Below are 25,668 nucleotides of genomic sequence, written 5' to 3' on the forward strand. Positions count from 1 at the left end.
CAGCAGGGTTCTCGGGAGCCAGACCCGCATCAGCCCAGGGCGCGGTTGCCCCAGGCAGAGAACGGGATCGCGGTCACTTCGCGCTCGCCCACCGTGATCGGCGCGGGCACCACCGCCATGTCGTCGACGTCGAGCGACCCGTCCAGGTCCGCGTGCTCGACGCAGCAGACGATCGGCCCGCGCTCGGCCGCCACGGCTCCGGGCAACTGGCGGCGACCGGCGACGCGGGGACTGCCTCGCGGGCAGGCGGAGGCACAGGGGTGCTCACGGGATTGGTCTCCTTTGACCGGGTAGCGACGTGGGTGACGCGGAGAGCCGCTCGCTTGCGTGCGGCTAGGCGCCGCCGCGGGTAGATCCGCGCACTACGAGACGGACGGGTGCGACGACGTGCTCGGCAGGACCGGTCCAGCCCGACATCTGGCGGTGCAACAGTCCGACCGCCGCCTCGGCCACGCCCTCGTGGTTGGCGTCGACGGACGTGATGCCCGGAGGGACGAAGCGTGACATGTCGAGGTTGTCGAACCCGGCGAGCTGGACGTCGACGGGGACGCGCAGCCCACTGTCTGCCAGGGCAGACAGTGCCCCGAGGGCGACGATGTCGGTGACGGCGAAGATCCCGTCAAAAGGCAGCCCCGAGGCGATGACCTCGAGCATCGCGTCGCGACCACTGAGAGACGTGTAGTCACTGACGGGCACGACGTAGGCCGGATCGACGGCGATGCCGGCCTCGCGGCACGCGTGCTCCCACCCGACGCGGCGGTCCGTGGTCATCATGTGTGCGGCGTCGAACGAGCATCCGAGCGCAAGGATGCGGCGCGATCCGCGCTCGATCAGGTGTGCCGTGGCAAGGCGGGCACCTGACTCGTTCGCCAGGCGCACGTGATTGAGGTGGTCGGGAACGTCGCGCTCGCCCAGCAGCACGATCGGCTTGGAGGTGCGAACCCGCCCCAGCTGCTCCAGGTCGAGACCGGAGACGGACAGCAGGACGCCGTCGTAGATCTGGAGCCGCGCGACGCTCAGCGCCTCCATCTCCTGTTCCGCGTCGGCGCTCGTCCGTTCGAGGACGAGGTGACGCCCCTCCGCCTCGATCAGTGGGGCGACCTGGTCGGCGAGCTCGCCGAAGTAGTCGTGGAAGCTCGGAACGACGAAGGCGACGGTGTCGGTCCGTCCGGCTCGCAGGTGCCGCGCAGTCAGGTTGACCTCGTACCCGAGGGCTTCGACGGCCGCCATGACGCGGGCGCGCGTCGGCTCGCCCACGGGAAGGCGCTCGTTGAGGACGTTCGACACGGTCATGACCGAGACGCCGGCCGCGAGGGCCACGTCCGCCATCCTCACCATGCGCATCCTCCTTCCCGCCACATTCTGCCGGTCCAGCGTGCACCCGTCGGACCCGTCGGACCCGTCGGCCCCGGCCGCGCCGCCATGGCGCGCTCAATATATCGATAAAACGCACGGCTGCAAGGGGTCCGCACCCACGGGCCTTCGAGCCAACTTCCGGCGTGCCGCCCGGCCTCCCGGGCGACGGCGAGGGCTCAGTGCCCCGCCACGACGGCCTTCTCGCCCGCGTGCAGCGACACCGTCCGCCTGACCCGTCCCGCCTGGTCGCCGGGCAGGCCGAGGGTCACGTCCCGCGTCGTCGCGGCATGGATCACGACGACCGCCAGGGTCTCGTCGGGCCACGCGACGTCGATGGAGTCGCCGCCCCGGATGCGTCCTCCTCGCACCCGCCCGGACGGCCGGCAGGCGGGCAGCGCCGGCAGGATCGCGACCCTCCGTCGTGCGACTGCACCAGGAGCGGCGGTCGAGGCGATGCTGGAGGGCAGATGGAGGTTCCGGTGCTGCACGTCTCCGGGCGGTCGAGCGTCTTCCCTGGTCGCAGGTCCCCGGGGCCACAAGGTGTGGAGGTGGAAGCGCAGGCGTTCGGTGCCCACGCCGCCACGGACGGCGGCACCCAGCTCGCCGTTCCCGAGCACGTAGCAGTCAGCAAACCGGCCGGCAGGAGCGGCGTTCTCCCGGATGTGGCGTGCAGCACCACGCTGTGGGACGTGGCCGTGACCATTTCGAGACGCGCGAGGGCTTGACGGCTCGCGAGGGCATGTTTACTTTAACGCTAAAATCCCGCTCGGGATGAGGACGCCAAGCCCCAGCTCGCGTCCGATGGGCACGGGTTCCGGTCAGAGACGACCGGAACTGTTCTCAAAGGAGAGACCTCGGTGCGTATCGCAAGAACGAATTTGCTGACCATCGTCCTGGCTGCAGCCGTGTCCGTGGGACTTGTCGGATGTACCGGCACCCCCGACGAGGCCCCTTCGCAGGATGCCGTCATTCCCGAGGGTGACCTCGCGGACCAGTCGGGAACGCTGACCCCCAGCAACCCGACGACGCTCACGACCTGGATCACGACGGCCTCGCAGGCGCCGGCCGCCGACAACAAGATCACCAAGCTGCTCGAGGAGCAGCTCGGTGTCACCCTGAAGTACGAGATCGTCACGCCGGACAACGTGGATCAGAAGATCGGTGTCATGCTCGCGGGCGGTGAGTACCCCGACCTCGTCGGCACCACCGACCTGAGGATGCGCCTCCTGGAGGGCGGCGCTCTCCTGCCCTTGGACGACATGCTGGCCACCGGGGACTACCCCAACCTCGCCACGCACGTCGAGGACGACATCAAGAAGATGAGCTATTCGGGCGACGAGGTGGACCCGGGCCTGTACATCTTCCCGAACTACAACCGCTTCTACGGCGAGGTCACGGGCGGCACCTACTACGGTCCCGCGTTCTGGATCCAGAAGCGTGTGCTCGAGGACGCCGGCTGGCCGGACCTCAGCAACATGACGCTCGACCGCTACTTCGAGCTCATCGCGGACTACAAGGCGAAGAACCCCGAGACCGAGGGCGCCCCGACCATCGGCTTCGAGGTCCTGGCGTCGACCGGCCGTGAGTGGGGCATGACCAACCCGCCGGCGCTGCTGGCAGGCTCCCCGAACAACGGTGGCGTCATCGTCGACGACGACGACAAGGCGGAGATCTACGCCGACAAGGACATCGCGAAGGACTTCTACAAGGTCCTCAACGAGCAGTACGACGCGGGTCTCATCGACCGCGAGTCCTTCACCCTGACGTTCGACCAGTACGTCGCGAAGCTGGCCACCGGCTCCGTCCTCGGCATGCACGACCAGGGCTGGGACTTCCAGACCGCGACCGACTCGCTGCGGAGCGCCGGCAAGGACGAGTACACCTACGTGCCCCTCATGCCCGTCTACGACGGGGTTGAGCCCTGGTACGCCGACCGCCCCGTCATGAACACCAACCAGGGGTTCGGCATCTCCGTCTCCAGCAAGCAGCCGGAGAAGGCGATGAAGTTCCTCGACCTGATGCTCAGCGAGCCCTGGCAGAAGGTGCTCTCCTGGGGCATCGAGGGCGAGGACTACCAGATCGGCGACGACGGCATGTTCACCCGCACGGAGGAGCAGCGTTCCAACGCCCGCGACCTCACCTGGCGTGCCTCCAACCGTCTCGAGGCGCTGCTCGACGTGCTGCCCAAGCACAACGGCCAGTTCTCCGACGGCAACGCCTACAGCCCCGACGACCAGGCCGCCGAGTTCTTCGCGACGCTGACCGACTACGACCGCACCGTCATGGAGCAGTACGACAAGAAGACCTGGCTCGAGTTCATGAACCCGCAGCCGGAGAACCCCAAGTACTACCCGGCGTGGAACATCACGCTCTCCGACGACGCCAACCAGATCAACCAGCAGCTGACCGACGCCAACGTGCAGAACCTGCCGAAGATCATCGCCGGTGACCCTGCCGACTTCGATGCGAACTGGAAGGCCTACGTCGACACCATCAAGAAGATCGACGTCAAGGTGTACGAGGACGAGATCAACGACGGCATCCAGGACCGCCTCGCCAACTGGTAACAGTCCGCGAGCGATCGTGGTGGGGGGCGCGCGAGCCCCCCACCACGATCCGTTCTCGGTCACCACCCACTGCTTTCCGACGACGAGGTAGAACAGATGATCGACTCACCGGCCAACGTGGTGACCGGCACCGGGCCCGAGCCGGCCATGGGGCTCGCGAGCAAGTTGCGTCGCCGCAAGGCCCGGAAGCGAGCAGTCGAGGAGCCGAAGCGCAAGATCACGTGGGAGAGGATCAAGTCGCAGCGGGTCCTGCTCCTGATGGCCATCCCGCTGCTGATGTACCAGATCCTGTTCAAGTACGTCCCGGTCTACGGCTGGGCGATCGCCTTCCAGGACTACAAGCCGGGTCGCGGCAGCATCTTGAACCAGGAGTGGGTCGGCTTCGAGAACTGGGTCGACCTGTTCACCGGTGTCAACGGTGAACGGTTCCGCCGGGTCGTGGCCAACACGCTGGGACAGTCGGTCCTGACCCTGACCGTCGGGACCGTGGGGGCCCTCGTCCTGGCGCTGCTGCTGAACGAGGTCAAGAACGCCCCGTTCAAGCGGATCATGCAGAACATCACCTACATGCCCCACTTCCTCAGCTGGGTCATCGTGGCGAGCCTGGCGTCGGTGGCGCTGTCGCTGCCCTCCTCCGGCGGGTTCATCAACCAGGGCCTCCTGGCCCTGGGCATCGTCCAGGAACCGGTCCTGTTCCTGACCGAGCCGAACTACTTCTGGGGGATCGTCGCCGGGACGTCCCTGTGGAAGGAGCTGGGCTGGAACACGATCATCTACCTGGCCGCGATCACCGCGATCGACCCGACCCTGTACGAGGCCGCTGAGGTCGACGGAGCAGGCCGCTGGCGCAAGATGTTCAACATCACGCTGCCGGGGATCCAGCCCACGATCGTCGTGCTGCTCATCATCAACAGCGGCTGGATCCTGTCCACCAACTTCGAGCTGCCGTACTTCCTCGGCAACGGCCTGATCTCCGAGACGGCCGAGACCATCGACGTCTTCGTGCTGCGCTACGGCTACCAGCTGGGCAACTACAGCCTCGCTGTCGTCGCGGGCATCTTCAAGGCCGTCGTCGCCATCCTCCTGGTCGGCGCGGCGAACGCGGCGGCCAAGCGCTTCAACCAAGAGACGCTGGTCTAGGAGCCCTTCATGTCAAGCACCACCAATGCCCCGAAGCCTCTCTCGCGGCGCGTCGGACGGAACAGGTCACCGCGAAACAAGTGGACGACCGAGCGGATCGTCTTCACGTCCCTCAACTCGACCTTCCTCGTGCTCCTCGCGGCGCTCATGGTCTACCCGCTGCTGAACACGCTCGCCATCTCTCTGAACGACGGCATGGACGCCGTCCGCGGCGGGATCGGCATCTGGCCCCGGGTCTTCTCGCTGAAGAACTACGAGGTCGTGCTCAACATGGACTCGATCTACCAGGCGTTCATCATGAGCGTCCTGAAGACCGTCGTGGTCGTGGCGACGAACCTGCTGTTCACCTCGATGCTCGCCTACGCGCTCAGCCGCAAGGAGCTCCTCTTCCGCCGCCCGATCACGCTGATCTTCGTACTGACGCTGTACTTCGACGCCGGGCTGATCCCCAACTACCTGCTCATCAAGGACCTGGGCATGCTCAACAGCTTCCAGGCCTACTGGGTGCCGGTGATCATCAGTGCGTTCAACCTCATCGTCCTGCGCACGTACATGAAGGGGATCCCCGAGGAGATCACCGAGTCGGCGCGGATGGACGGCGCGGGCGAGTTCCGCACGTGGTGGCAGATCATCATGCCGCTGTGCAAGCCTGTGCTGGCCGTGGTGGGTCTGTTCGTGGCCGTCGGCAGCTGGAATGCGTGGCTGGACACCCTGCTGTACAACTCGGGCGATCCGGCGTTGACCACCCTGCAGTACGAGCTGCAGAAGCTGCTGGCGAGCTCGATGAACGCCGGCGCGAACTCCGCGAACACCGCCGCCAACGCGGCCTCGGTGGGAAGCGGTGGGCAGCTCACCACACCGATCGCGCTGCGCTCGGCGATCACCATGGTGGCGGCCGTCCCCATCCTGCTCGTCTACCCGTTCCTGCAGAAGCACTTCGTGACCGGTCTCACGATCGGCTCCGTGAAGGGCTGATTGCGTCGGCCTCCCGCACACCGCGGGAGGCCGGCCCTGTCCTCAGGACCCGCAAACTCCGCACGCTGAGAGGCCCCGACCATCTTCCGCGTCAACCCCGCGTCACGACTGTGGCGCATCCTGGACTCGCTCGGCTCCGTCATCCTGATCAGCCTGTTCTGGCTCGTGAGCCTCGGCCTCGTCGTGACGGCGGGAGCGGGAACGGCTGTCGCCTACGAGGTCTGCCGCCGGTACGTCCTGGGCAAGGACGGAGGCCTCTGGGCCGTGGCCACGAAGGCCTTGCGGCAGAGCTGGAGGCAGGCAACAGTCATCGGCCTGCTGGCCGTCCCGGTCGCGGCCGTCGGCATCCTCACGCTCTCCTACCTGCCCACTCTCGGGCTGGCCGGGGTCTTGGTGCCGCTCCTCGTCGCCGGGCTCTTCCTCCTGCTCCTGGTCTTCTGGTGCCTCCCCCTCGCAGCCCGCTTCACCAACCCCACCTGGCGCCAGGTGCGCAACGGGCTCACCTTGGGGCTGACGACGCCCAGCCTGACGTTCCTGCTCGGGATCGCCGTCGTCCTCGGGGGCGTCGCCATCTGGAACTTCATGCCCGCGGTGTTCGTGGTACCCGGCCTGATCCTCCTGTGGTGGTGCTACCTGCTCGAGCGGTTCTTCGTCGCCCGGGGGTACGTGCAACCGGAACCGGAGGAGGCGGAGGTCTGACGCTCCCACGACCAGCGACGATCTCGGGCTCCTTCCCCGGACGTACGTCGAGAGTTGCGAGCTCGACGCCTTCCGCTCCAGCGGTCACCTCTTCTGAAAGCAGTTGCGCGAGGCGGGCGTCGACGTCGTCGAGGCGACGCGAGCCGGTGTCCCGCACGGGCACCGTGTCCTCGTCGGGTTCCGTCCCGCCGCCGAGACGTTCGACGCTCTGGCGGGCCGTCGACGAGAGCTGCGCTCACAACCACACGACTCCAGTCATCGATGAAAGGCCCTTTCGTGACCATCCTGCACGTCACCACCACCGGCTCCGACCGTGCGGACGGGTCGGCCGACGCCCCGTTCCGGACCATCAACCGGGCCGCTCAGGCTGCCATGCCGGGCGACACCGTCGCCGTGCATGAAGGCGTGTACCGAGAGTGGGTGAACCCACCGCGCGGCGGCATGGTCGGCGCGCCGATCACCTACCAGGCCGCGGTAGGCCCGGACGGGCTCTTCGAGCCCGTCACGATCTCCGGTGCCGAGGTGGTCACCGACTGGCGCCCCCACCCCGGCGCCGAGGGACGCGTCTGGGTCACGGAGGTGCCGAACGCCCTGTTCGGGGCGCGCAACCCGTACGCGGAGCGCATCGGCGGGGACTGGTTCTTCGACCGGGTCAACACCTGGCACACGGGCGAGGTGTACCTCGACGGCAAGTCGATGTACGAGTCGCTGACACTCGGTGGCGTCGAGCACCCCGAGGTCACCCCGGACTCGTTCGACCCGGAGGGCTCGCTGCTGACCTGGTACTGCGAGGTGGGCGACGACGTCACGACGATCTGGGCGAACTTCGGGGGCGCAGACCCGGCCGCGCACGAGGTCGAGATCAATGCGCGCACGTTCGTCCTCTGGCCCACGGCGACGGGCATCGACTACGTCACGGTGCGCGGGTTCACCCTGACGAAGGCCGCCACGCAGTGGGCCCCGCCCACCGCGCTGCAGGAGGGCCTGATCGGTCCGCACTGGTCGAAGGGCTGGGTGATCGAGGACAACACGATCACCGACTCGAAGAACGTCGGCGTCTCGCTCGGCAAGGAGGCCAGCACCGGGCAGAACGAGGCGGCCGCGGGACCGGACGGCGCCAAGGGCGGCACGCAGCGCGAACGCGAGGTGATCCAGCGGGCGCTCGTCCTGGGCGGGCCCGGCGCAGGCGAGCCGCACCCGTGGCACCGGGACCACGTCGGCTCCCACATCGTGCGCCGCAACACGATCCGGGACTGCGAGCAGGCCGGCGTCGTCGGGCACCTGGGGGCGGCGTTCTCGACCATCGCCGACAACCACATCTCGCGCATCCACGTGAAGCGACAGTGGCACGGCGCCGAGGTGGCCGGAATCAAGCTTCACGCCGCCATCGACACCGTGATCAGCGGAAACACGATCCATCACACGCACCGCGCGCTGTGGCTCGACTGGCAGGCCCAGGGCACCCTGGTGCGGCGCAACGTGTTCTACGCCTCGACCGCAGAGGACTTCATGGTCGAGGTCTGCCACGGACCGTATCTCGTGGACTCGAACCTCTTCCTGTCGCCGTGGGCGGTCAAGGACATGTCCACTGGTGGCGCCTACGTCCACAACTACATCGCGGGTCGCATCGCGAACTGCACCGAGCACCAGCGGTACACCCCGTACCACGTCCCGCACTCCACGGCCGTCTACGGCGTCTCGAACATCCTCGGCGGCGACAACCGGTTCTACAACAACGTCTTCGTCGGTGACCGCGTCACCAGCGAATGCATCGAATCGGACGCACAGGCGGAACCGGCGCTCGCCAGCTTCTGGTCCGGCGCGATCGACATGGACGGCGTGCCCGGCCAGGCGACCTTCGTGCCGACCCCCGTGGGCACCTCGCAGTACGACGCCTACCCGACGTCGCAGGAGTACCCGAACGAGAACGGCAGCGCGTTGGCCGGGCCACGGCTCCCGGTCTGGATCGAGGGCAACCTCTACGCGGATGGCGCCGAGCCGTTCCGCGCCGAGCCCACGGCGCTCGTGATCGGCACGTCACCGGTGCGCGTCGGGGTGGTCGACGCCGAAGCCGGGACCGTCCGCGTCGACGTGTTCGACGCGGGCGGCATCAACGTCGTCTCCCCGGTGACGACCGCGCGCCTCGGGGCGAGCTACCAGGCCGAGATGTCCTACACCAATCCCGACGGGTCCGATCTGGACCTGAGCGCCGATGTCTTCGGGATCCCACGGGACCAGGTTGTGCCCGGGCCGTTCGCCGCATCGGCACCCAGGACTCGGATTCTTGCCGCACCGGGCCCGGCTGGTCGGCGGTAGACGGTGTGGCGTGACCGTCGCCGTCGAGTGGTGCGGGCCGGGGCCTTGCTCACACGCGTGGTAGCCGCCGCCCAGGCCGTGCACGAGCAGGTCAACTGCGGTGGTGGGCCGACTCGATGTACTGACCAAGACCGTTGTTGACGTAGCGAGAGACCTCGGGGTCGAGTGGGAACTGAGGTCTTCGGCGCGTGGCAGACGGTGTGGACCTGGCACCGGCGGATGGCCGGCGACGGGACCTGGGACACGATGCTCGCGCGGCTGAACTCGGCGGCGGGCGGCGTCGGGCTGGTGGACTGGTCGTTGCCGGTGGACTCCACGATCGCCCGCGCGCATCAGCACGCGACGAGCACCACCCGCGTGCCATGCGAGAACAGCCGTCACGCAACCAGCTGTGGCGTGCGCGAGGTGGCGGCGTGGAGCGTGACCATGCGGCCGTCGGGTATGGCTTTCGGTGGTTGATGCGGTCGTGCGGTCGAGGCAGGTGCAGCGCCTGACCCGCATCCTCGTGTGATCCGGCTTCTCCGGAGACTGGCGTCGCGATTCGAGCTCGAGGCGGCACGCTTGGTGGATCAGGCGACGGTACGTAGCCAGTCACCTGAGGGAGGAACTCAGCAGGGAACCGACAGCCTGGAAAAGGGGCCGCACCGGCCCGTGCCGAGCCGGATCCGTCGTTGCCCGCCGGGCAGCAGACAGCCCACGAAGAGCCCGGTGATCTCGCAGATGTCGGAGCGGACGACGGGAATCGAACCCGCGTAGCCAGTTTGGAAGACTGGGGCTCTACCATTGAGCTACGTCCGCACTGGTCCGGCTGCACATGCACAGCCAGGACCGCGGCACTCAGAGTACCGGGTGCGTGGGGGCGGAACGTGCACCCCGCCGGTCCCCGGACCGAGGCGGGGTGCGCCGGGATGTGGCGCAGGTTGGTAGCGCGTCCGCTTTGGGAGCGGAAGGTCGTGGGTTCGAATCCCGCCATCCCGACCACCTCGCTGGACCCCGTCCCCGCTGGAGCGCGCCATTGCGTCCCGGGGGCGCGCGCGGTCGAGACGCACGTCAGAGCGGTGGAAATCACCCGAAGATGCACCATCCCGGACTCGGTCTTACCGTCGATGACAGGCCCGTGAACGCGGGCCACACAGTCAGGGGGGGCTGAACATGGTCACGAACACGCGTCGCGTCGAGCGTCGGGACGGCGAGCCTGAGGTCGTCGAGCTCAATCCGATCTTCGCCAGGCCGGGCGAGGCAACGGCCGTTCCCAAGTTCCGATTCCCGGGGGACGAGGCGCTCCCGTCGACCGCCTACCAGATCGTGCACGACGAGGCCATGCTCGACGGCAACGCCCGGCTCAACCTTGCGACGTTCGTCGGCACGTGGATGGACGAGTACGCCTCACGCCTCTACATCGAGGCCGCCGACAAGAACATGATCGACAAGGACGAGTACCCCCAGACCGCTGCGGTCGAGACGCGGTGCTGGACGATGCTGGCCGACCTGTGGCACGCACCCGACCCGGAGAACACCATCGGGACCTCGACCATCGGGTCGTCCGAGGCGGCCATGCTCGGCGGGCTCGCGCTCAAGCGTCGCTGGCAGCACGCGCGACGCGCGGCGGGCAAGTCGACGGACAAGCCGAACCTCGTGCTGTCGACCGCGGTGCAGGTGTGCTGGGAGAAGTTCTGCAACTACTTCGAGGTCGAGGCGCGGTACGTCCCGATCTCGCTCGAGCACAAGGTCCTGGACGGCTACGAGCTCGAGAAGTACGTCGACGAGAACACGATCGGCGTCGTCGCGATCATGGGCGTCACGTACACCGGGATGTACGAGCCGGTGGCGCAGATCGCGGAGGTGCTCGACAAGATCCAGGAGTCGACCGGGCTCGACATCCCGATCCACGTCGACGGTGCCTCGGGCGGGATGATCGCTCCCTTCGTCCAGCCGGACCTGAACTGGGACTTCCGCGTCAAGCGGGTCGCCTCGATCAACACCTCCGGGCACAAGTACGGCCTGGTGTATCCCGGGCTCGGCTGGGTGGTGTGGCGTGACGTCGCTTCGCTGCCCGAGGACCTCGTGTTCCGGGTGAGCTACCTCGGCGGGGACATGCCGACGTTCGCCCTGAACTTCTCGCGCCCGGGCGCCCAGGTGCTCCTGCAGTACTACCTGTTCCTGCGGCTCGGCCGTGCGGGGTACACGACCGTGCAGGAGACGTCGCGCAACGTCGCGCTGTTCCTGTCGGGCGAGATCGCGAAGATGCCCGCGTTCGAGCTGTGGAACGACGGGTCGGACATCCCGGTCTTCGCCTGGCGGCTGCGCGAGGGGCACACCGAGAACTGGAACCTCTACCACCTCTCGGACCGGCTCCGGACGAAGGGCTGGCTGGTGCCCGCCTATCCGATGCCCGACGACCTGCCCGACCTGACGGTGCAGCGGGTGGTCGTGCGCAACGGGTTCAGCCACGACCTCGCCTCGGCGTTCCTGGCCGACCTCGAGGACGAGGTCGCCTACCTCGACGCGCTCACCGGGCCCATGCCGGCCGAGGGTCAGCGTTCTGGCTTCCACCACTAGGCACTGCTCGGCGACGGGGGAGAAGCATGGCTACGCAGAGCAACACGCCAGGAACGAGCAACGTCGGTCCGCACGTCCGCGCGGACGGGACGCCCGCGCCGTCCGCTGACCACGTCAAACCGCACCCCTACGGCAAGCCGGGTGCGCGCACGCCGGCCGAGCACACCGGACCGGCGATCGGTGCCCCGGCGGCCGGCCCGTCGGTGTACATGTCGGTCGTGCAGCTGGCGATGCTCACGGTCGTCGTCGTGGCGTCGCTGCGGTCGTTGCCCGCGATCGCGACCTACGGGCTCGGGTCCGTCACTCTCTTCATCATCCCGGCGATCCTCTTCCTGGTCCCCACCGCGCTGGTCGCAGCGGAGCTCGCGACGGGGTGGAAGGGCGGCGTCTTCACGTGGGTGCGGGAGGCGTTCGGGGAGCGGGCCGGCTTCGTGGCGATCTGGCTGCAGTGGATCCAGAACGTCGTCTGGTACCCCACGCAGATCGCGTTCATCGCGGCGAGCCTGTCGTTCGTCCTCGGTGACCAGAACCTGGCGTCGAACGGGTTGTACACCGCGGTCGTCATCCTCGTCCTGTACTGGGGATCGACGCTGATCACGCTCGCGGGCGGCAACCTGTTCGCCAAGGTCGGCTCGTGGAGCGGCATCTTCGGCACGATCCTGCCGGCCGTCCTGCTGATCATCTTCGGCGCGATCTGGCTCGGCACGGGCGAGCGGTCCGAGACGACGCTCGAGGCGTCGGCGGTCATCCCGCCCTGGACGGGCATCGCCTCGATCGTCCTCATCGTGTCCAACGTCCTGGCGTACGCGGGCATGGAGGTCAACGCCGTGCACGCCAACGACATGAAGAACCCGGGTCGGGGCTTCCCCCGGTCCATCGCCATCGCGACCCTGCTGATCCTCCTGGTCTTCATCCTGCCCACGATCGCGATCTCCGTGGCGGTGCCCAAGGACAAGCTGGGCGTGACCAACGGGATCAACCTCGCGTTCCAGCAGTTCTTCGACCACTGGGGCCTGGCGTGGGGGACCCCGGTGATCTCGCTGCTCATCGCGCTGGGTGCGTTCGCCTCCGTCGTGACGTGGATCGCCGGGCCGTCACGCGGCCTGCTCGCCGCCGCACGCACGGGCCTGCTGCCTCCGGCCCTGCAGCGCCGCAACAAGGCGGGGGTCCAGTCCGGGATCCTCGCGGTGCAGGGGGCGATCGTGACTCTGCTCGCGCTGCTGTTCATCCTCGTGCCGAACGGCAACACGGCGTTCATCGCGCTCGTCGACATGGCGGCCGCGCTGTACCTGATCATGTACATGTTCATGTTCGCCGCCGCGATCCGGCTCCGGCGGACCAAGCCGGACGTCGTCCGCACGTATCGGACACCTGCGATGAAGTTCGTCGCGGGCGTGGGCTTCGTCGCCTGCGCGGTCGCGTTCGTGCTGGCGTTCATCCGACCGTCCGGGTTCACGGGCCTGTCCGAGACCGCGTACCCGATCGTGGTGGCCGGCGTCGTGATCGTGCTCGGCGGTCCGCCGCTGCTGTTCTACGCGCTGCGGCGCCCGACGTGGGACAAGCGCACGGCCGCGGAGAAATCGTCCACCGACGACGTCCTCGTCAACGCGCCACCGGCGCCGGCATCGCGGGCTCCGGCACCGGGAACGCCGGTGCAACCCTCGACCTAGGTCGACAACGACTCGACGGCGGACGACGTGCAGGGGGGCCGTCCGCCGTCGGGCTCTGCCCGCTGGCGTGTATCAGGAGGAATCGCCCGAGGTCCTGTCCCAGGGAATGCCCCGACACCCTGGAGATCGTCAGCATGAGCAGGATCCTCGTCGCCCTCACGCCGGTCACCGGGCACGTACGCCCCGCGCTGCCGCTGGTCCGCGCGCTCGTCGCGGAGGGGCACGACGTCGTCGTCTACACGGGCCGCAAGTTCGCCGGGTCGGTCGCGGCGACGGGGCCAAGCACGCGCCGATCGTGCAGGGCCGGGACCTGGACGACGCCGACCTGGACGAGTGGGCGGTCGCGCACGGTGCGCCGGAGCCGGGGATCACCCGGTTGCGGTGGGACGTGCGGCACCACTTCGTCGCCACCGTTCCGGGCTTCCTGGCGGACCTGGACGACCTGGTCGGCGCCGAGCGGCCCGACGTGCTGGTCATGGACAACGCCTTCATGGCCGGTGGGCTCGCCGCCCGTCGGCACCACCTGCCGTCCGTGCTCTTCTCGGTCACCCCGTTGGCGCTCGCCAGCGTGGACACGGCGCCGTTCGGCCTGGGGCTGCAGCCGCCCAGGACGGGGTGGGACGGCCTGCGCTACGCGGTGCTCGGCTGGTTCACGCAGAAGGTCGTGTTCGGAGGCGTGCAGCGGGCGGCGCACCAGGTCGTCGCGGACGCCGGACTGCCGGTCCCGGAGGGGTTCTTCCTCGACTGGGTGCAGACGTCGGCCACCCGGATGCTGCACACGTCCGTCCCCGGCTTCGAGTACCCGCGCAGCGACCTGCCGGAGAACGTGGAGCTCGTCGGACCGTTCCTGCCCGGCGGCGTCGACCGCTTCCGACCGCCGGCGTGGTGGGACGACGTGCTCGAGGCGCGGGCCACCGGCCGTCCGGTGGTGGTGGTGACGCAGGGCACGGTCGCCACGGACCCGCAGCGGCTGCTGTGGCCGGCCATCGACGCGCTCGCGGACGAGGACGTGCTGGTCGTCGCCACGACCGAGCAGGTGGGCTACCCGGCGAACGTGCGTGCCGCGCCGTTCGTCCCGTTCGACCGCCTGCTGCCGCTGGCCGACGTGCTGATCACCAACGGCGGGTTCGGGGGAGTCCAGCAGGCGCTCGCCGCGGGTGTCCCCGTGCTGGTGGCCGGACGCACCGAGGACAAGGCCGAGGTCGGGGCCCGGGTGGTGTGGTCCGGCGCCGGCCTGGCCCTGGCGACCGCCAGGGGCACCGACGCGACGACGGCGCAGGCGGTGCGCGCGGGCGTGCGCCGGGTGCTCGACAGCCCGTCGTTCGCGAGGCGGGCCGGTGAGCTCGCCGTCGAGTACGGCGAGCACGACGGCGTGGCCCGTGCCGTCAGCGTGATCACGGACGTCGCGGGATCCGGGCGTTGACGGGGGTGCGCGGTCCCACAGCCTCCCGGCTTGGGGCCGCCGCCCGCGGTGGCGTAAAGTTGAGGGTCGCCTGCGTGCGGTCGCCGAAACCCCTTCGTGGGTCGGACGACGGTGTGCGGCCCTGAAGCAACGGAGATCGCCGGAGTCGCCGGCGCCCGCCCCGATCAGTTGGAGACCATCGAAGTGAAGAGCGCCGTCGAGACCGTGGAGCCCACCAAGGTCAAGCTGACCGTGGAGGTGACGTACGACGAGCTCAAGCCCAGCATCGAGCACGCGTACGAGCACATCGCCCAGGACGTCGTCGTCCCCGGCTTCCGCAAGGGCAAGGTGCCGCCGCGCATCATCGACCAGCGGATCGGTCGGCCCGCCGTGCTCGAGCACGCCATCAACGAGGGCCTGTCCGGCTTCTACGCCGAGGCCGTCCGCGAGAACAAGCTGCGCCCGCTCGGCCAGCCGTCGGTCGAGGTCACCCAGGTCCCCGGCCTGACCCCCACGCCCGCCGGCGAGGAGGGTGAGCTGCACTTCACCGCCGAGGTCGAGGTCCGCCCCGAGATCACCGTCCCCCCGCTCGACGGCATCGCCCTCACGGTGGACGACGTCGAGGTCTCCGACGAGGACGTCCAGGCCCGCCTCGACGCCCTGCGCGAGCGCTTCGGCACGCTGGTCGGCGTGGACCGCCCGGCCGCCGAGGGCGACTTCGTCGTCATCGACCTCACCGCGACGATCGGCGACGAGCAGGTCGACAACGTCTCCGGCGTCAGCTACCAGATCGGCTCCGGCAACATGCTCGAGGGTCTCGACGAGGCGCTCACGGGCCTGTCGGCCGGCGAGTCGACCACGTTCGAGACCGCACTCGCGGGTGGTGACCGCGCCGGCGAGACCGCCCAGGTCAGCGTCACCGCCACGACCGTCAAGGAGCGTCAGCTCCCCGAGGCCGACGACGACTTCGCGCAGCTCGCGAGCGAGTTCGACACGCTCGAGGAGCTCACGGCCGACCTGCGCACGCAGGCGTCGAGCATCAAGGCGTCCAACCAGGCCGTGCAGGCCCGCGACCTGCTCCTCGAGCAGCTGCTCGCCGCCACGGAGATCCCCGTCCCGTCGGGCGTCGTCGAGGCCGAGGTGCACCGCCACCTCGAGGGCGAGGGCCGGCTCGAGGACGACGAGCACCGCGCCGAGGTGGGCGAGCAGGCCACCACCGCGCTGCGCAACCAGATCCTCCTGGACACGCTCGCGGAGGAGCTGGAGATCAAGGTCAGCCAGAACGAGCTGCTCGACTACCTCGTGAACGCGTCGCGCCAGTACGGCATGGACCCGAACACGTTCATCCAGACGGTCGACCAGCAGGGCCAGATCCCGACGATGGTCGCCGAGGTCGCGCGCTCCAAGGCGCTCGCCGTCGCGCTGCGTCGCGTCACCGTCACCGACGGCTCCGGCAACGCGGTGGACCTGTCCGAGTTCATCGGCTCGGACGCCGAGGACGCAGCCGACGAGGCCGAGGCCACGTCGTCCGACGCCGCGACCGACATCTCCGCGTTCGACGAGTTCGACGACGCCGAGACGGTCGAGGACGCCAAGGCCTGACGCCGTCCACGAGGGCCCCGCACCGATCGCCGGTGCGGGGCCCTCGACGTGTCCCGGGGCCATCGCCCACAGTCTCTGCCGTCAGCGAAAACGCTCGGTGCGGGCACATGGGCGGGTGGTGGCGCGCGTTAGGGTCACTGCATCGCACGGGACCCGGACCGGGTCCGCGCGGTGCAGGACAGACGTCACCGTCAGACGAGGGAGCCTTCGTGAACGAGCTAGCGCCGATGATGGCCAGGGCGGACGCCCCGGCGTTCGGCCTCAATGACTCCATCTACAACCGACTGCTCCGTGAGCGCATCATCTGGCTCGGCTCCGAGGTGCGCGACGAGAACGCGAACGCCATCTGCGCGCAGATGATGCTGCTCGCCGCAGAGGACCCCGACAAGGACATCTGGCTGTACATCAACTCGCCCGGTGGCTCGATCACCGCGGGCATGGCGATCTACGACACGATGCAGTACATCCAGCCCGACGTCGCCACCATCGCGATGGGCATGGCCGCGTCGATGGGCCAGTTCCTGCTGTCCTCGGGCGCGAAGGGCAAGCGCTACGCCCTGCCGCACGCCCGCGTGATGATGCACCAGCCCTCGGGCGGGATCGGCGGCACCGCGACGGACGTCCGGATCAACGCCCAGCTGATCCTGCACATGAAGAACGTGCTCGCCGAGCTGACCGCCGCCCAGACGGGCAAGAGCGTCGACCAGATCAACGCCGACGCCGACCGTGACCGCTGGTTCACCGCCCCCGAGGCGCTCGAGTACGGCTTCGTGGACAAGGTCGTCACGAAGGCCGACTCGGTCGCCGGCGGCGGCGGCACGGCCTGACGGCCTCCCACCTTTCATCTTTGAGGAGAAGCTCATGAGCATGGAGTCCCAGTTCATGGCGCGCGCCGGGAGACTGGCCGGGCCCTGGTCCGGTGCGGCCGGCATCGCGTCCCCGACGCCGTCGTCCCGGTACGTGCTGCCGCAGTTCGAGGAGCGCACGGCCTACGGCTTCAAGCGTCAGGACCCGTACACCAAGCTGTTCGAGGACCGCATCATCTTCCTCGGCGTGCAGGTGGACGACGCCTCGGCCGACGACGTCATGGCCCAGCTGCTGGTGCTGGAGAGCACCGACCCGGACCGCGACATCATCCTGTACATCAACTCGCCCGGCGGCTCGTTCACGGCCCTCACGGCGATCTACGACACGATGCAGTACATCAAGCCGCACATCCAGACGGTCTGCCTGGGGCAGGCCGCGTCCGCGGCCGCCGTGCTGCTCGCAGCGGGCTCGCCGGGCAAGCGCCTGGCGCTGCCCAACGCGCGCGTGCTCATCCACCAGCCGGCGATGGAGGGTGGCGGCTACGCGCAGGCCTCCGACATCGAGATCCACGCGAACGAGCTCATCCGCATGCGCGAGTGGCTCGAGCTGACGATCTCGCACCACACCGGTCGCGACATCGAGCTGGTCCGCAAGGACATCGAGCGCGACAAGATCCTCACCGCGCAGGCGGCGCTGGAGTACGGGATCGTCGACCAGGTGCTCGCCAGCCGCAAGGGCGCCGTCGCGACCACGATGCAGGCCAAGTAGTCCGACCCGAGCCGGGCCCGCCGCGGTGGGCCCGGCTCGGCCGCGTCCGGACGGATTCGTCTGCACGCCGCTCGCCGCCGAGCCGTGTGTTCGGCTGACATCCCGGCCCTGGTGGTGTGCAATGGGGGAGGACGCGCACCCTGCGGGGTGACGCACTGACGACGCACCGCCCGACGGGCGGAGGGCGACACGAGGAAGGGGATCGACGTGGCTCGTATCGGGGACGGAGCCGATCTCCTCAAGTGCTCGTTCTGCGGGAAGTCGCAGAAGCAGGTCAAGAAGCTGATCGCCGGTCCTGGGGTCTACATCTGCGACGAGTGCATCGAGCTGTGCAACGAGATCATCGAGGAAGAGCTGGCGGAGGCCACCGAGGTCGGGCTGGTCGACCTGCCCAAGCCCAAGGAGATCTTCGAGTTCCTCGAGCAGTACATCATCGGCCAGGAGTCCGCCAAGCGGGCCCTCGCGGTCGCGGTCTACAACCACTACAAGCGGGTCCAGGCCGGTGAGGCGCGCACGTCCACGACGGACGACCACATCGAGATCGCGAAGTCGAACATCCTGCTGGTGGGCCCCACGGGTACCGGCAAGACGTACCTCGCGCAGACCCTCGCCCGCATGCTCAACGTCCCGTTCGCGATCGCCGACGCCACTGCGCTGACCGAGGCCGGCTACGTCGGTGAGGACGTCGAGAACATCCTCCTCAAGCTCATCCAGGCCGCCGACTACGACGTCAAGAAGGCCGAGTCGGGGATCATCTACATCGACGAGATCGACAAGATCGCCCGCAAGAGCGAGAACCCGTCGATCACGCGCGATGTCTCCGGCGAGGGCGTCCAGCAGGCGCTGCTGAAGATCATCGAGGGCACCACCGCCTCGGTCCCGCCGCAGGGCGGCCGCAAGCACCCGCACCAGGAGTTCATCCAGATCGACACCACCAACGTGCTGTTCATCGTGGCGGGGGCGTTCTCTGGGCTCGACGACATCATCGCGGCCCGTGCCCGCAAGCGCGTGGTCGGCTTCGGCGCCCCGCTGCTGGATTCGGTGGACGAGGGTGACCTGTTCGCCGAGGTCCGGCCGGAGGACCTGCAGAAGTACGGCCTGATCCCCGAGTTCATCGGGCGGCTCCCCGTGGTCGCGGCCGTCTCCCGCCTCGACCAGGACGCCCTCGTGCGCATCCTCACCGAGCCCAAGAACGCGCTCGTCAAGCAGTACCAGCGCATGTTCCAGATCGACGGGGTCGAGCTGGAGTTCGACGACGAGTCGGTCGCTGCGATCGCGGACCAGGCGCTGCTGCGCGGGACCGGCGCGCGCGGCCTGCGGGCGATCATGGAGGAGGTCCTCCAGCAGGTCATGTTCGAGGTGCCGAGCCGCGACGACGTGGGTCGCGTGCTCATCACCCGCGACGTGGTGCTCGAGAACGTCAACCCGACGCTGATCCCGCGGGACAGCGGCGAGGAGAAGCGCACGCCGCGGGAGAAGAGCGCCTGAGCCTGCCGTCGCGCGGCCTAGGATCGCGTCCGTGAGCGACCTTCCGACCCCGATCCCCGCCGAGCTCGCCCGCCTGCGCGGGAGCATCGACAACATCGACGCCGCCCTCGTCTATCTGTTGGCGGAGCGGTTCAAGGCGACCCAGCAGGTCGGCGTGCTCAAGGCGAACAGCGGCCTGCCCCCCTCGGACCCCGCGCGCGAGGAGCAGCAGGTGGCACGCCTGCGCGAGCTCGCCCACACCGCGGAGCTGGACCCGGTGTTCGCCGAGAAGTTCCTCGCCTTCATCGTCGAAGAGGTCATCCGCCACCACGAGGCGATCGCGCAGGGGCGTCCGCCGCTCGGCTGAGATCCGGGGTGGCGCACGCCCGCCCGGGAGCGGAAGGTAGAAGGGGTCAGCTCGGCGGTCCCCGCGGACCACGCGTGCGCACGGGTCGCCGGGAACCCGATCCCGGAGGGATGCCCATGGACCTGCACTGGCTCAAGCCGCTGCTCGGCCGCCCGTCACCGTTCACGACCGTCTACATCGACGCGACGCGCACGGGCGCGAACGCGGATGCGGAGGCGGCCGACCGCTGGCGGGCCGTGCGTCGCTCGCTCGAGCGTGACGGCGCGTCCGCGGCGGTGCTGGACCAGATCGCCGACGTGGTCTCCGTCCCGACCGGGGTCCGGGGTCCGCACGGCCGGGTCGTCGTCGCGGATGCCGACGGCGTGGTCGTCGACCGGGTGCTGTCCGAGCCCCCGGCGCAGTCGCACGCCGTGCTGGGTCCGGCGCCGGCTCTGCTGCCGGCCGTCAAGGCGGCCGACGAGACCGTCACGTACCTGCTGGTCGAGGTGGACCGCAACGGCGCCGACCTGACCTGGGCGGCCGGCGGGACCGTGCGGACCGAGGGCGGCCAGGAGACCGAGACCGTCGACGGCGGGCACGACGACGTGCACAAGACCCGGGAGGGTGGTCTGGGCCGGCGCGGCCAGACCCGCGCCGAGGACTCCTGGGGCCGCAACGCGGAGGTGGTCGCCGCGGTCCTCGACAGGCGGGTCGCAGAGCGCAGGCCGGACCTCGTGCTGGTCACCGGCGACATCCGGGCGGTCGGCCTCGTGCGCGACGCCGTCGCCGCGCCCACGCGGGAGATCCTCGTGGAGGTGCCCGGCGGTGGCCGAGGCGACGGCGTGAACGTGAGCGCGTTCGAGGCGCACGTGAGCGAGACGCTGGCCGCCTACCGGGTCCGACGGTGCGAGGGGGTGCTGAGCCGGTTCCGCGAGGCGCAGGGGCGCGGTGACGGCTCGGTCACGGCTCTGGACGACGTCATCGAGGTGCTGCGGCGCGGGCAGGTCGAGGAGCTGGTGCTGCACGTCGACGCGCTCACGTCGGGGCTCGCGGAGCGGACGCTGTGGGTCGGGCCGGAGCCGCTGCAGGTGGCGACGAGCGTGGACGACCTGGCCTCGATCGGCGTGACGAGCGGCGTCGAGGAGATGGACGCCAACGTCGCCCTCATCCGGGCGGCGCTGGGCCAGGACGCCGGCGTCACGTTCGCCGAGGACGGCACGGTGGACCTGGTCGACGGCATCGGTGCGGTCCTGCGCTGGTCCGACGAGTCCACCCCGAGCGAGGCCGTGCCCAGCCAGTCCGCGGACCAGGCCCGCCTGCGCAACGTGGTCTAGACACCGGAGCCGACACCCGTAACGTCCGAGCAGATGGAGGCTGGAGCCGACATCTGCTCGGACGTTGTGGGGTGTGGGGTGGGTCAGGCGGTTCGGGTGTCCGTGAAGAGGGTCTCGATGTCGGTGGCGAAGTCCTTGTGCACCAGGGCGCGCTTCACCTTCAGGGACGGGGTGAGGTAGCCGTTCGCCTCGGTGAAGTCGATGCTCAGGACGCGGAGCTTGCGGATCGACTCGGCGCGCGACACGGCCTCGTTGGTCCGGTCGACGGCCCGGTCGAGCGCCTCGATCACCGCCGGGTGCACGGCGGCCTCCTTGACGGACATGGCGGGCAGGCCGTGGTTGGACAGCCAGCCGGGCAGCATCTCGGCGTCGAGCGTGACGAGCGCGCCGATGAACGGCTTCTGGTCGCCGACGACGACCACCTGGCTGACCAGCGGGTGACCACGGAGCCGGTCCTCCAGGACCGCCGGGGCGACGTTCTTGCCGCCGGCGGTGACGATGATCTCCTTGGTCCGACCGGTGATCCTCAGGTTGCCCTGCTCGTCGAACGAGCCCAGGTCGCCGGTGCGGAACCAGCCGTCGACGAGGACCTCGGCGGTCGCCTCGGCATCGTGCCGGTAGCCGCGGAACACGTGGGGCCCGGAGACGAAGATCTGCCCGTCGTCGTCGACCCGCAGGGACGCGCCGGGGTACGGCGGCCCGACGGTCCCGATCGTGGTCGCGCCGGGACGGGTCACGGCCGTCGCGGCGGTGGTCTCCGTCAGGCCGTAGCCCTCGAGGACCTCGAGGCCGATGCCGCGGTAGAAGTGGCCCAGCCGCTCACCGAGGGGGGCGCCACCGGAGATCGCGAACTCCGCGCGACCGCCCAGCACCGCGCGCAGCTTCGCGTGCACGAGCCTGCCGGCCAGCGCGTGGCGGGCGCGCAGCGCGGCACCCGGGCCACCGGTCTCCATGGAGCGGGAGTAGTCCTCGGCGGCCTTGGCCGCCCAGCGGAAGAGCTTGAGCTTGGTGCCGGCGCCGGCCTTCTGCTCGGCCGAGTTGTAGACCTTCTCGAAGACGCGCGGCACGGCGAGGATGAACGTCGGCTGGAAGGTCCCGAGGTCCGGGATCAGGTCCTTGGTGTCGGCGGTGTGCCCGAGCACCGCTCCGGACGGCACGCAGAGCACCTGGATGAACCGGGCGAACACGTGCGCCAGCGGCATGAACAGCAGAGTGCGCGAGTGCGGCATCGCCACGACGTCGCCCAGCCCGGCGACGCCGTTGCGCGTGATCGCCACGAAGTTGCCGTGCGTGAGCTCGACCCCCTTGGGCCGGCCCGTCGTGCCGGAGGTGTAGATCACGGTCGCGAGGTCGTCGGCCCGGGTGGTCGCGCTGCGGCGGCGGACCTCCGCGTCCGGGACCGCGGTCCCCGACGCGACGAGCGCCTCGACGGCGCCGTCGTCGATGACCATCACCTCGGTGAGGCCGGGCAGGTCGCCCCGGACCTGCGCGACGACGGCGGCGTGCTTCGCGGTCTCGACGAGCGCGAGGCGCACACCGGCGTCGGCCATGATCCAGCGGACCTGCTCGGCCGACGACGTCTCGTACACGGGCACACCGAGGGCTCCGGCCGCCCAGCAGGCGAAGTCGAGCAGGGTCCACTCGTAGCGCGTGCGGGACATGATCGCGACGCGTTCGCCCGGCTGGATCCCGTGCGCGACGAGGCCCTTGGCCACCGCCGTCACCTCGGCGACGAACTCCGCGACGGTGACCGGGGTCCACGCCCCGTCGACCTGCCGTTCCGCGAACGTCCCCGTGGGGTCCCGCTCCAGCCGCTCGGCGAGCATCCCGGGGATGCTGTCCATGGGGTCGAGCTCGACCAGGGGCTCGGACCGGATCTCGCGCATGTCAGGCCTTCGGCTCGGGGGGCAGCAGCTCGGCGTCGCGGGCGATGCACGTCTCGCCGTCGCCGTCCGCCAGGGTGAGGGTTCCGGTGACGCGGCCCGCGGCCCGGATGTCGTCCAGCGCCGCCTCGACGCCGGGACGCAGCGCGGCCGGGACGGCGAGGACGACGGCGGTGATCTCGGTGCGCATCGACAGCTTGGCCTCCGACTTCACCTTCCGCAGGGCGGCGAGCGCCGAGCCGGCCGCGGTGACGACCGTCGGGTCGGCGTCGGTGCGCAGGGACCCGGCGGACGGCCACGGTGCGCGGTGCACCGAGCCCTCGCGCCACCACGACCAGACCTCCTCCGTGGCGAAGGGAAGCACCGGGGCGAACAGGCGCAGCAGCACGTCGAGCGCGATCGCCAGCGCCGTGCGGGCCGACTCCGTCTCGGGCGACGGGTCGCCGTAGGCGCGGTCCTTGACCAGCTCGAGGTAGTCGTCGCAGAACGTCCAGAAGAACGTCTCGGTCAGCTCCAGGGCGCGGGTGTGGTCGTACGCGTCGAGCGCCGCGGTGGCCTTGTCGACGACGTCCGCCAGACCCGCCAGCATCGCGCGGTCGATCGGCGCGGTGACCAGTGCCGGGTCCAGCGTGAGCGGCTCGTCGGCGGCGCCGAACGAGAGCGCGAACTTGGAGGCGTTCAGCACCTTGATGGCGAGCCGCCGGCCGATCTTCATCTGGCCGACCTCGAACGCCGCGTCCGTGCCCAGGCGTGCCGAGGCGGCCCAGTACCGGACGGCGTCGGAACCGTGCTCCTCGAGCAGGCCCATGGGGGTGACCACGTTGCCCTTGGACTTCGACATCTTCTTGCGGTCGGGGTCCAGGATCCAGCCGCTGATCGCGGCGTCGGACCAGGGCAGCGAGCCGTGCTCCAGGTGCGAGCGGACCACCGTGGAGAACAGCCAGGTGCGGATGATGTCCTGGCCCTGAGGGCGCAGGTCCATGGGGAAGACCCGGGCGAAGAGGTCGGGGTCGGTGCGCCATCCGCCGACGATCTGCGGGGTCAGCGAGCTCGTGGCCCAGGTGTCCATGATGTCGGGGTCGGCGACGAACCCGCCGGGCACGCCGCGCTGGTCCGCCCTGTAGCCGGCCGGGACGTCGGACGAGGGGTCGATCGGCAGCTGGTCCTCGGTCGGCAGCAGGGGCGCGTCGTGGCGCGGCTCACCGTGCTCGTCGAGCGGGTACCAGACGGGAAACGGCACCCCGAAGAAGCGCTGCCGCGAGACCAGCCAGTCGCCGTTGAGGCCGCTGACCCAGTTCTCGTAGCGGACCTTCATGAAGTCGGGGTGGAAGCCCAGCTCGGCACCGCGGGCCAGGAGCGCGTCGCGCAGGGCCTCGTCGCGACCGCCGTTGCGGATGTACCACTGGCGGCTGGTGACGATCTCGAGGGGCTTGTCGCCCTTCTCGTAGAAGTTGGCCTTGCGCTGGGTCTTGACCGGCTCGCCGTCCAGGTCGCCGGTCTCGCGCAGCCCGGCGACGACCGCCTCGCGCGCCGAGAACGTCGTCTTGCCCGCCAGCTCCTCGTAGCGCGCGCGGGCGCCGTCGGTGGCGAGCCACTCCGGGGTGTCCCGCAGGATGCGTCCGTCGCGGCCCACCACGGATCGCGTCGGCAGCTGGAGCTCACGCCACCACTGGACGTCGGTGAGGTCACCGAACGTGCAGCACATCGCGATGCCGGCGCCCTTGTCGGGCTCGGCGAGCGGGTGCGCGAGCACGGGGATCTCGACGTCGAACAGCGGCGAGCGGACCGTGGTGCCGAACAGGTGCTGGTACCGCTCGTCGTCGGGGTGCGCGATCAGCGCGACGCAGGCCGGCAGCAGCTCGGGCCGGGTGGTCTCGATGTGGACGGGGGTGCCGTCCGCCTGGTGGAAGGCGACCCGGTGGAACGCCCCGGGGTAGTCGCGCGCCTCGAGCTCGGCCTGCGCCACGGCGGTCTGGAACGTCACGTCCCACAGACCCGGCGCCTCCGCCTGGTACGCCTCACCGCGGGCGAGGTTGCGCAGGAACGCCTGCTGGGCGACGGCGCGGGACTCCGCGGACACCGTCTGGTAGCTGCGAGACCAGTCGACGGACAGGCCGAGCCGGCGCCAGACCTCCTCGAACTGGCGCTCGTCCTCGACCGTGAGGCGCTCGCACAGCTCGACGAAGTTCTTGCGGCTGACCGGCACCTGCGGACCGGACTTGCCCTCGCCACCCTCGAAGGGCGGGGTGAACTCGGCGTCGTAGGGCATCGACGGGTCGCAGCGGACGCCGTAGTAGTTCTGCACGCGGCGCTCGGTGGGCAGGCCGTTGTCGTCCCAGCCCATCGGGTAGAAGACCTCACGCCCGCGCATGCGCTGGAACCGGGCGACGACGTCGGTGTGCGTGTACGAGAACACGTGACCGATGTGCAGCGAGCCGGACACCGTGGGCGGAGGGGTGTCGATCGAGTAGACCTGCTCACGCGTCGCCGTGCGGTCGAACGTGTAGATCCCCTGCGCGGTCCACGCCTCGTCCCAGCGGACCTCGACGCCGTCGAGCGAGACCCGGTCCGGTACCTGTCGCGTGCCTGTCGTCCGCAGGGCTGCGTCGGGCGTGGTGGGGAGATCAGGGCTCATGAGCAGACATCTTCCCAGATCGGCGGCGCCGCAGGCTCCGGCGACGATCAGGCGAACACTCGGTGAACTGAGGCGGCCCGGGCGCGGTCCGCCAGATCGCCGGTGCGAGGATCGCCACTCGCCGGGTCGTGAGCGCATGATC

The 25,668-nt window shown here is 69.7% G+C and carries 19 protein-coding genes, 2 tRNA genes and 1 pseudogene; 16 read left to right on the forward strand and 6 right to left on the reverse strand.

The window, feature by feature from the left end; genetic code table 11:
• Positions 1 to 29 precede the first annotated feature (29 nt).
• The 3 genes from KG102_RS06065 to KG102_RS18955 all read right to left on the reverse strand — a co-directional run bounded on the left by KG102_RS06065 (position 30) and on the right by KG102_RS18955 (position 2,018).
• Positions 30 to 206, reverse strand: a complete 177-nt coding sequence (locus KG102_RS06065; RefSeq protein ID WP_208289259.1) for a hypothetical protein — start codon at positions 204 to 206, stop codon at positions 30 to 32.
• A 127-nt stretch (positions 207 to 333) separates the two neighbouring features.
• Positions 334 to 1,338, reverse strand: coding sequence for a LacI family DNA-binding transcriptional regulator (locus KG102_RS06070; protein WP_208213994.1), 1,005 nt, complete (start codon positions 1,336 to 1,338; stop codon positions 334 to 336).
• Between the two features lie 194 nt (positions 1,339 to 1,532).
• Positions 1,533 to 2,018 carry a glycoside hydrolase N-terminal domain-containing protein gene (locus tag KG102_RS18955; RefSeq protein WP_372438377.1) on the reverse strand — a complete coding sequence of 162 codons (486 nt, stop codon included), beginning with the start codon at positions 2,016 to 2,018 and terminating at the stop codon, positions 1,533 to 1,535.
• A 216-nt stretch (positions 2,019 to 2,234) separates the two neighbouring features.
• Between KG102_RS18955 and KG102_RS06080 the strand changes: the two genes are divergently transcribed.
• The 6 genes and pseudogenes from KG102_RS06080 to KG102_RS06105 form a co-directional block, all read left to right on the forward strand.
• Positions 2,235 to 3,923 carry an extracellular solute-binding protein gene (locus KG102_RS06080; RefSeq protein ID WP_243884378.1) on the forward strand — a complete coding sequence of 563 codons (1,689 nt, stop codon included), beginning with the start codon at positions 2,235 to 2,237 and terminating at the stop codon, positions 3,921 to 3,923.
• Positions 3,924 to 4,019: 96 nt separating this feature from the next.
• A complete protein-coding gene (locus tag KG102_RS06085) occupies positions 4,020 to 5,063 on the forward strand; it encodes an ABC transporter permease (RefSeq protein ID WP_208289256.1) in 1,044 nt (347 codons plus the stop codon).
• 9 nt (positions 5,064 to 5,072) lie between these two features.
• Positions 5,073 to 6,038 carry a carbohydrate ABC transporter permease gene (locus tag KG102_RS06090; protein WP_208213990.1) on the forward strand — a complete coding sequence of 322 codons (966 nt, stop codon included), beginning with the start codon at positions 5,073 to 5,075 and terminating at the stop codon, positions 6,036 to 6,038.
• 153 nt (positions 6,039 to 6,191) lie between these two features.
• Positions 6,192 to 6,737 carry a DUF624 domain-containing protein gene (locus KG102_RS06095; protein ID WP_256440425.1) on the forward strand — a complete coding sequence of 182 codons (546 nt, stop codon included), beginning with the start codon at positions 6,192 to 6,194 and terminating at the stop codon, positions 6,735 to 6,737.
• Positions 6,738 to 7,013: 276 nt separating this feature from the next.
• Positions 7,014 to 9,053 (forward strand): right-handed parallel beta-helix repeat-containing protein, encoded by a 2,040-nt coding sequence (locus KG102_RS06100; protein WP_208289255.1) that lies wholly within the window; start codon positions 7,014 to 7,016, stop codon positions 9,051 to 9,053.
• A gap of 174 nt (positions 9,054 to 9,227) precedes the next feature.
• Positions 9,228 to 9,490 (forward strand): annotated as a pseudogene (locus KG102_RS06105) (IS5/IS1182 family transposase); the annotation flags it as partial.
• A gap of 290 nt (positions 9,491 to 9,780) precedes the next feature.
• On the opposite strand, the gene KG102_RS06110 reads toward KG102_RS06105, so the two are convergent.
• Positions 9,781 to 9,851: transfer RNA gene (locus KG102_RS06110), tRNA-Gly, on the reverse strand.
• A 106-nt stretch (positions 9,852 to 9,957) separates the two neighbouring features.
• Between KG102_RS06110 and KG102_RS06115 the strand changes: the two genes are divergently transcribed.
• The 10 genes from KG102_RS06115 (at position 9,958) to KG102_RS06160 (ending at position 21,008) form a co-directional block, all read left to right on the forward strand.
• Positions 9,958 to 10,034, forward strand: a tRNA-Pro gene (locus tag KG102_RS06115).
• Between the two features lie 171 nt (positions 10,035 to 10,205).
• Positions 10,206 to 11,612: a glutamate decarboxylase gene (locus tag KG102_RS06120; protein WP_208289253.1), complete on the forward strand. Its 1,407-nt coding sequence runs from the start codon at positions 10,206 to 10,208 to the stop codon at positions 11,610 to 11,612.
• Between the two features lie 26 nt (positions 11,613 to 11,638).
• Positions 11,639 to 13,282, forward strand: coding sequence for an APC family permease (locus KG102_RS06125; RefSeq protein ID WP_208213986.1), 1,644 nt, complete (start codon positions 11,639 to 11,641; stop codon positions 13,280 to 13,282).
• Between the two features lie 295 nt (positions 13,283 to 13,577).
• Entirely contained in the window at positions 13,578 to 14,705 is a 1,128-nt protein-coding gene (locus tag KG102_RS06130; RefSeq protein ID WP_243884282.1) for a glycosyltransferase, read from the forward strand.
• Positions 14,706 to 14,888: 183 nt separating this feature from the next.
• Positions 14,889 to 16,286 (forward strand): trigger factor, encoded by a 1,398-nt coding sequence (gene tig, locus KG102_RS06135; RefSeq protein WP_208289252.1) that lies wholly within the window; start codon positions 14,889 to 14,891, stop codon positions 16,284 to 16,286.
• Between the two features lie 227 nt (positions 16,287 to 16,513).
• On the forward strand, positions 16,514 to 17,113 hold the full coding sequence (locus KG102_RS06140) for an ATP-dependent Clp protease proteolytic subunit (protein WP_243884375.1): 600 nt from the start codon (positions 16,514 to 16,516) through the stop codon (positions 17,111 to 17,113).
• A 34-nt stretch (positions 17,114 to 17,147) separates the two neighbouring features.
• Positions 17,148 to 17,861, forward strand: coding sequence for an ATP-dependent Clp protease proteolytic subunit (locus tag KG102_RS06145; RefSeq protein WP_243884280.1), 714 nt, complete (start codon positions 17,148 to 17,150; stop codon positions 17,859 to 17,861).
• A gap of 207 nt (positions 17,862 to 18,068) precedes the next feature.
• Positions 18,069 to 19,349, forward strand: coding sequence for an ATP-dependent Clp protease ATP-binding subunit ClpX (clpX, locus tag KG102_RS06150; RefSeq protein WP_208213982.1), 1,281 nt, complete (start codon positions 18,069 to 18,071; stop codon positions 19,347 to 19,349).
• Between the two features lie 31 nt (positions 19,350 to 19,380).
• Positions 19,381 to 19,695: a chorismate mutase gene (locus KG102_RS06155; RefSeq protein WP_208213981.1), complete on the forward strand. Its 315-nt coding sequence runs from the start codon at positions 19,381 to 19,383 to the stop codon at positions 19,693 to 19,695.
• A 116-nt stretch (positions 19,696 to 19,811) separates the two neighbouring features.
• Positions 19,812 to 21,008: a baeRF2 domain-containing protein gene (locus tag KG102_RS06160; RefSeq protein ID WP_208289251.1), complete on the forward strand. Its 1,197-nt coding sequence runs from the start codon at positions 19,812 to 19,814 to the stop codon at positions 21,006 to 21,008.
• Between the two features lie 83 nt (positions 21,009 to 21,091).
• Here the strand turns inward: KG102_RS06160 and KG102_RS06165 are convergent, their stop codons facing one another.
• Entirely contained in the window at positions 21,092 to 22,894 is a 1,803-nt protein-coding gene (locus tag KG102_RS06165; RefSeq protein ID WP_208289250.1) for an AMP-dependent synthetase/ligase, read from the reverse strand.
• A 1-nt stretch (position 22,895) separates the two neighbouring features.
• Positions 22,896 to 25,526 (reverse strand): valine--tRNA ligase, encoded by a 2,631-nt coding sequence (gene valS, locus KG102_RS06170; RefSeq protein WP_208289249.1) that lies wholly within the window; start codon positions 25,524 to 25,526, stop codon positions 22,896 to 22,898.
• Positions 25,527 to 25,668 lie beyond the last annotated feature (142 nt).

The sequence above is a fragment of the Cellulomonas fengjieae genome, assembly GCF_018388465.1.
Taxonomy (GTDB): Bacteria; Actinomycetota; Actinomycetes; order Actinomycetales; family Cellulomonadaceae; genus Cellulomonas; species Cellulomonas fengjieae.

Bases quoted from the DNA above. Each gene is read 5' to 3' on its own strand.
- KG102_RS06070 (WP_208213994.1), bottom strand. From the start codon at position 1,338: ATGGTGAGGATGGCGGACGTGGCCCTCGCGGCCGGCGTCTCGGTCATG.
- KG102_RS06085 (WP_208289256.1), top strand. From the start codon at position 4,020: ATGATCGACTCACCGGCCAACGTGGTGACCGGCACCGGGCCCGAGCCG.
- KG102_RS06090 (WP_208213990.1), top strand. From the start codon at position 5,073: ATGTCAAGCACCACCAATGCCCCGAAGCCTCTCTCGCGGCGCGTCGGA.
- KG102_RS06120 (WP_208289253.1), top strand. From the start codon at position 10,206: ATGGTCACGAACACGCGTCGCGTCGAGCGTCGGGACGGCGAGCCTGAG.
- KG102_RS06125 (WP_208213986.1), top strand. From the start codon at position 11,639: ATGGCTACGCAGAGCAACACGCCAGGAACGAGCAACGTCGGTCCGCAC.
- KG102_RS06140 (WP_243884375.1), top strand. From the start codon at position 16,514: ATGATGGCCAGGGCGGACGCCCCGGCGTTCGGCCTCAATGACTCCATC.
- KG102_RS06145 (WP_243884280.1), top strand. From the start codon at position 17,148: ATGAGCATGGAGTCCCAGTTCATGGCGCGCGCCGGGAGACTGGCCGGG.
- KG102_RS06160 (WP_208289251.1), top strand. From the start codon at position 19,812: ATGGACCTGCACTGGCTCAAGCCGCTGCTCGGCCGCCCGTCACCGTTC.
- KG102_RS06165 (WP_208289250.1), bottom strand. From the start codon at position 22,894: ATGCGCGAGATCCGGTCCGAGCCCCTGGTCGAGCTCGACCCCATGGAC.
- valS (WP_208289249.1), bottom strand. From the start codon at position 25,526: ATGAGCCCTGATCTCCCCACCACGCCCGACGCAGCCCTGCGGACGACA.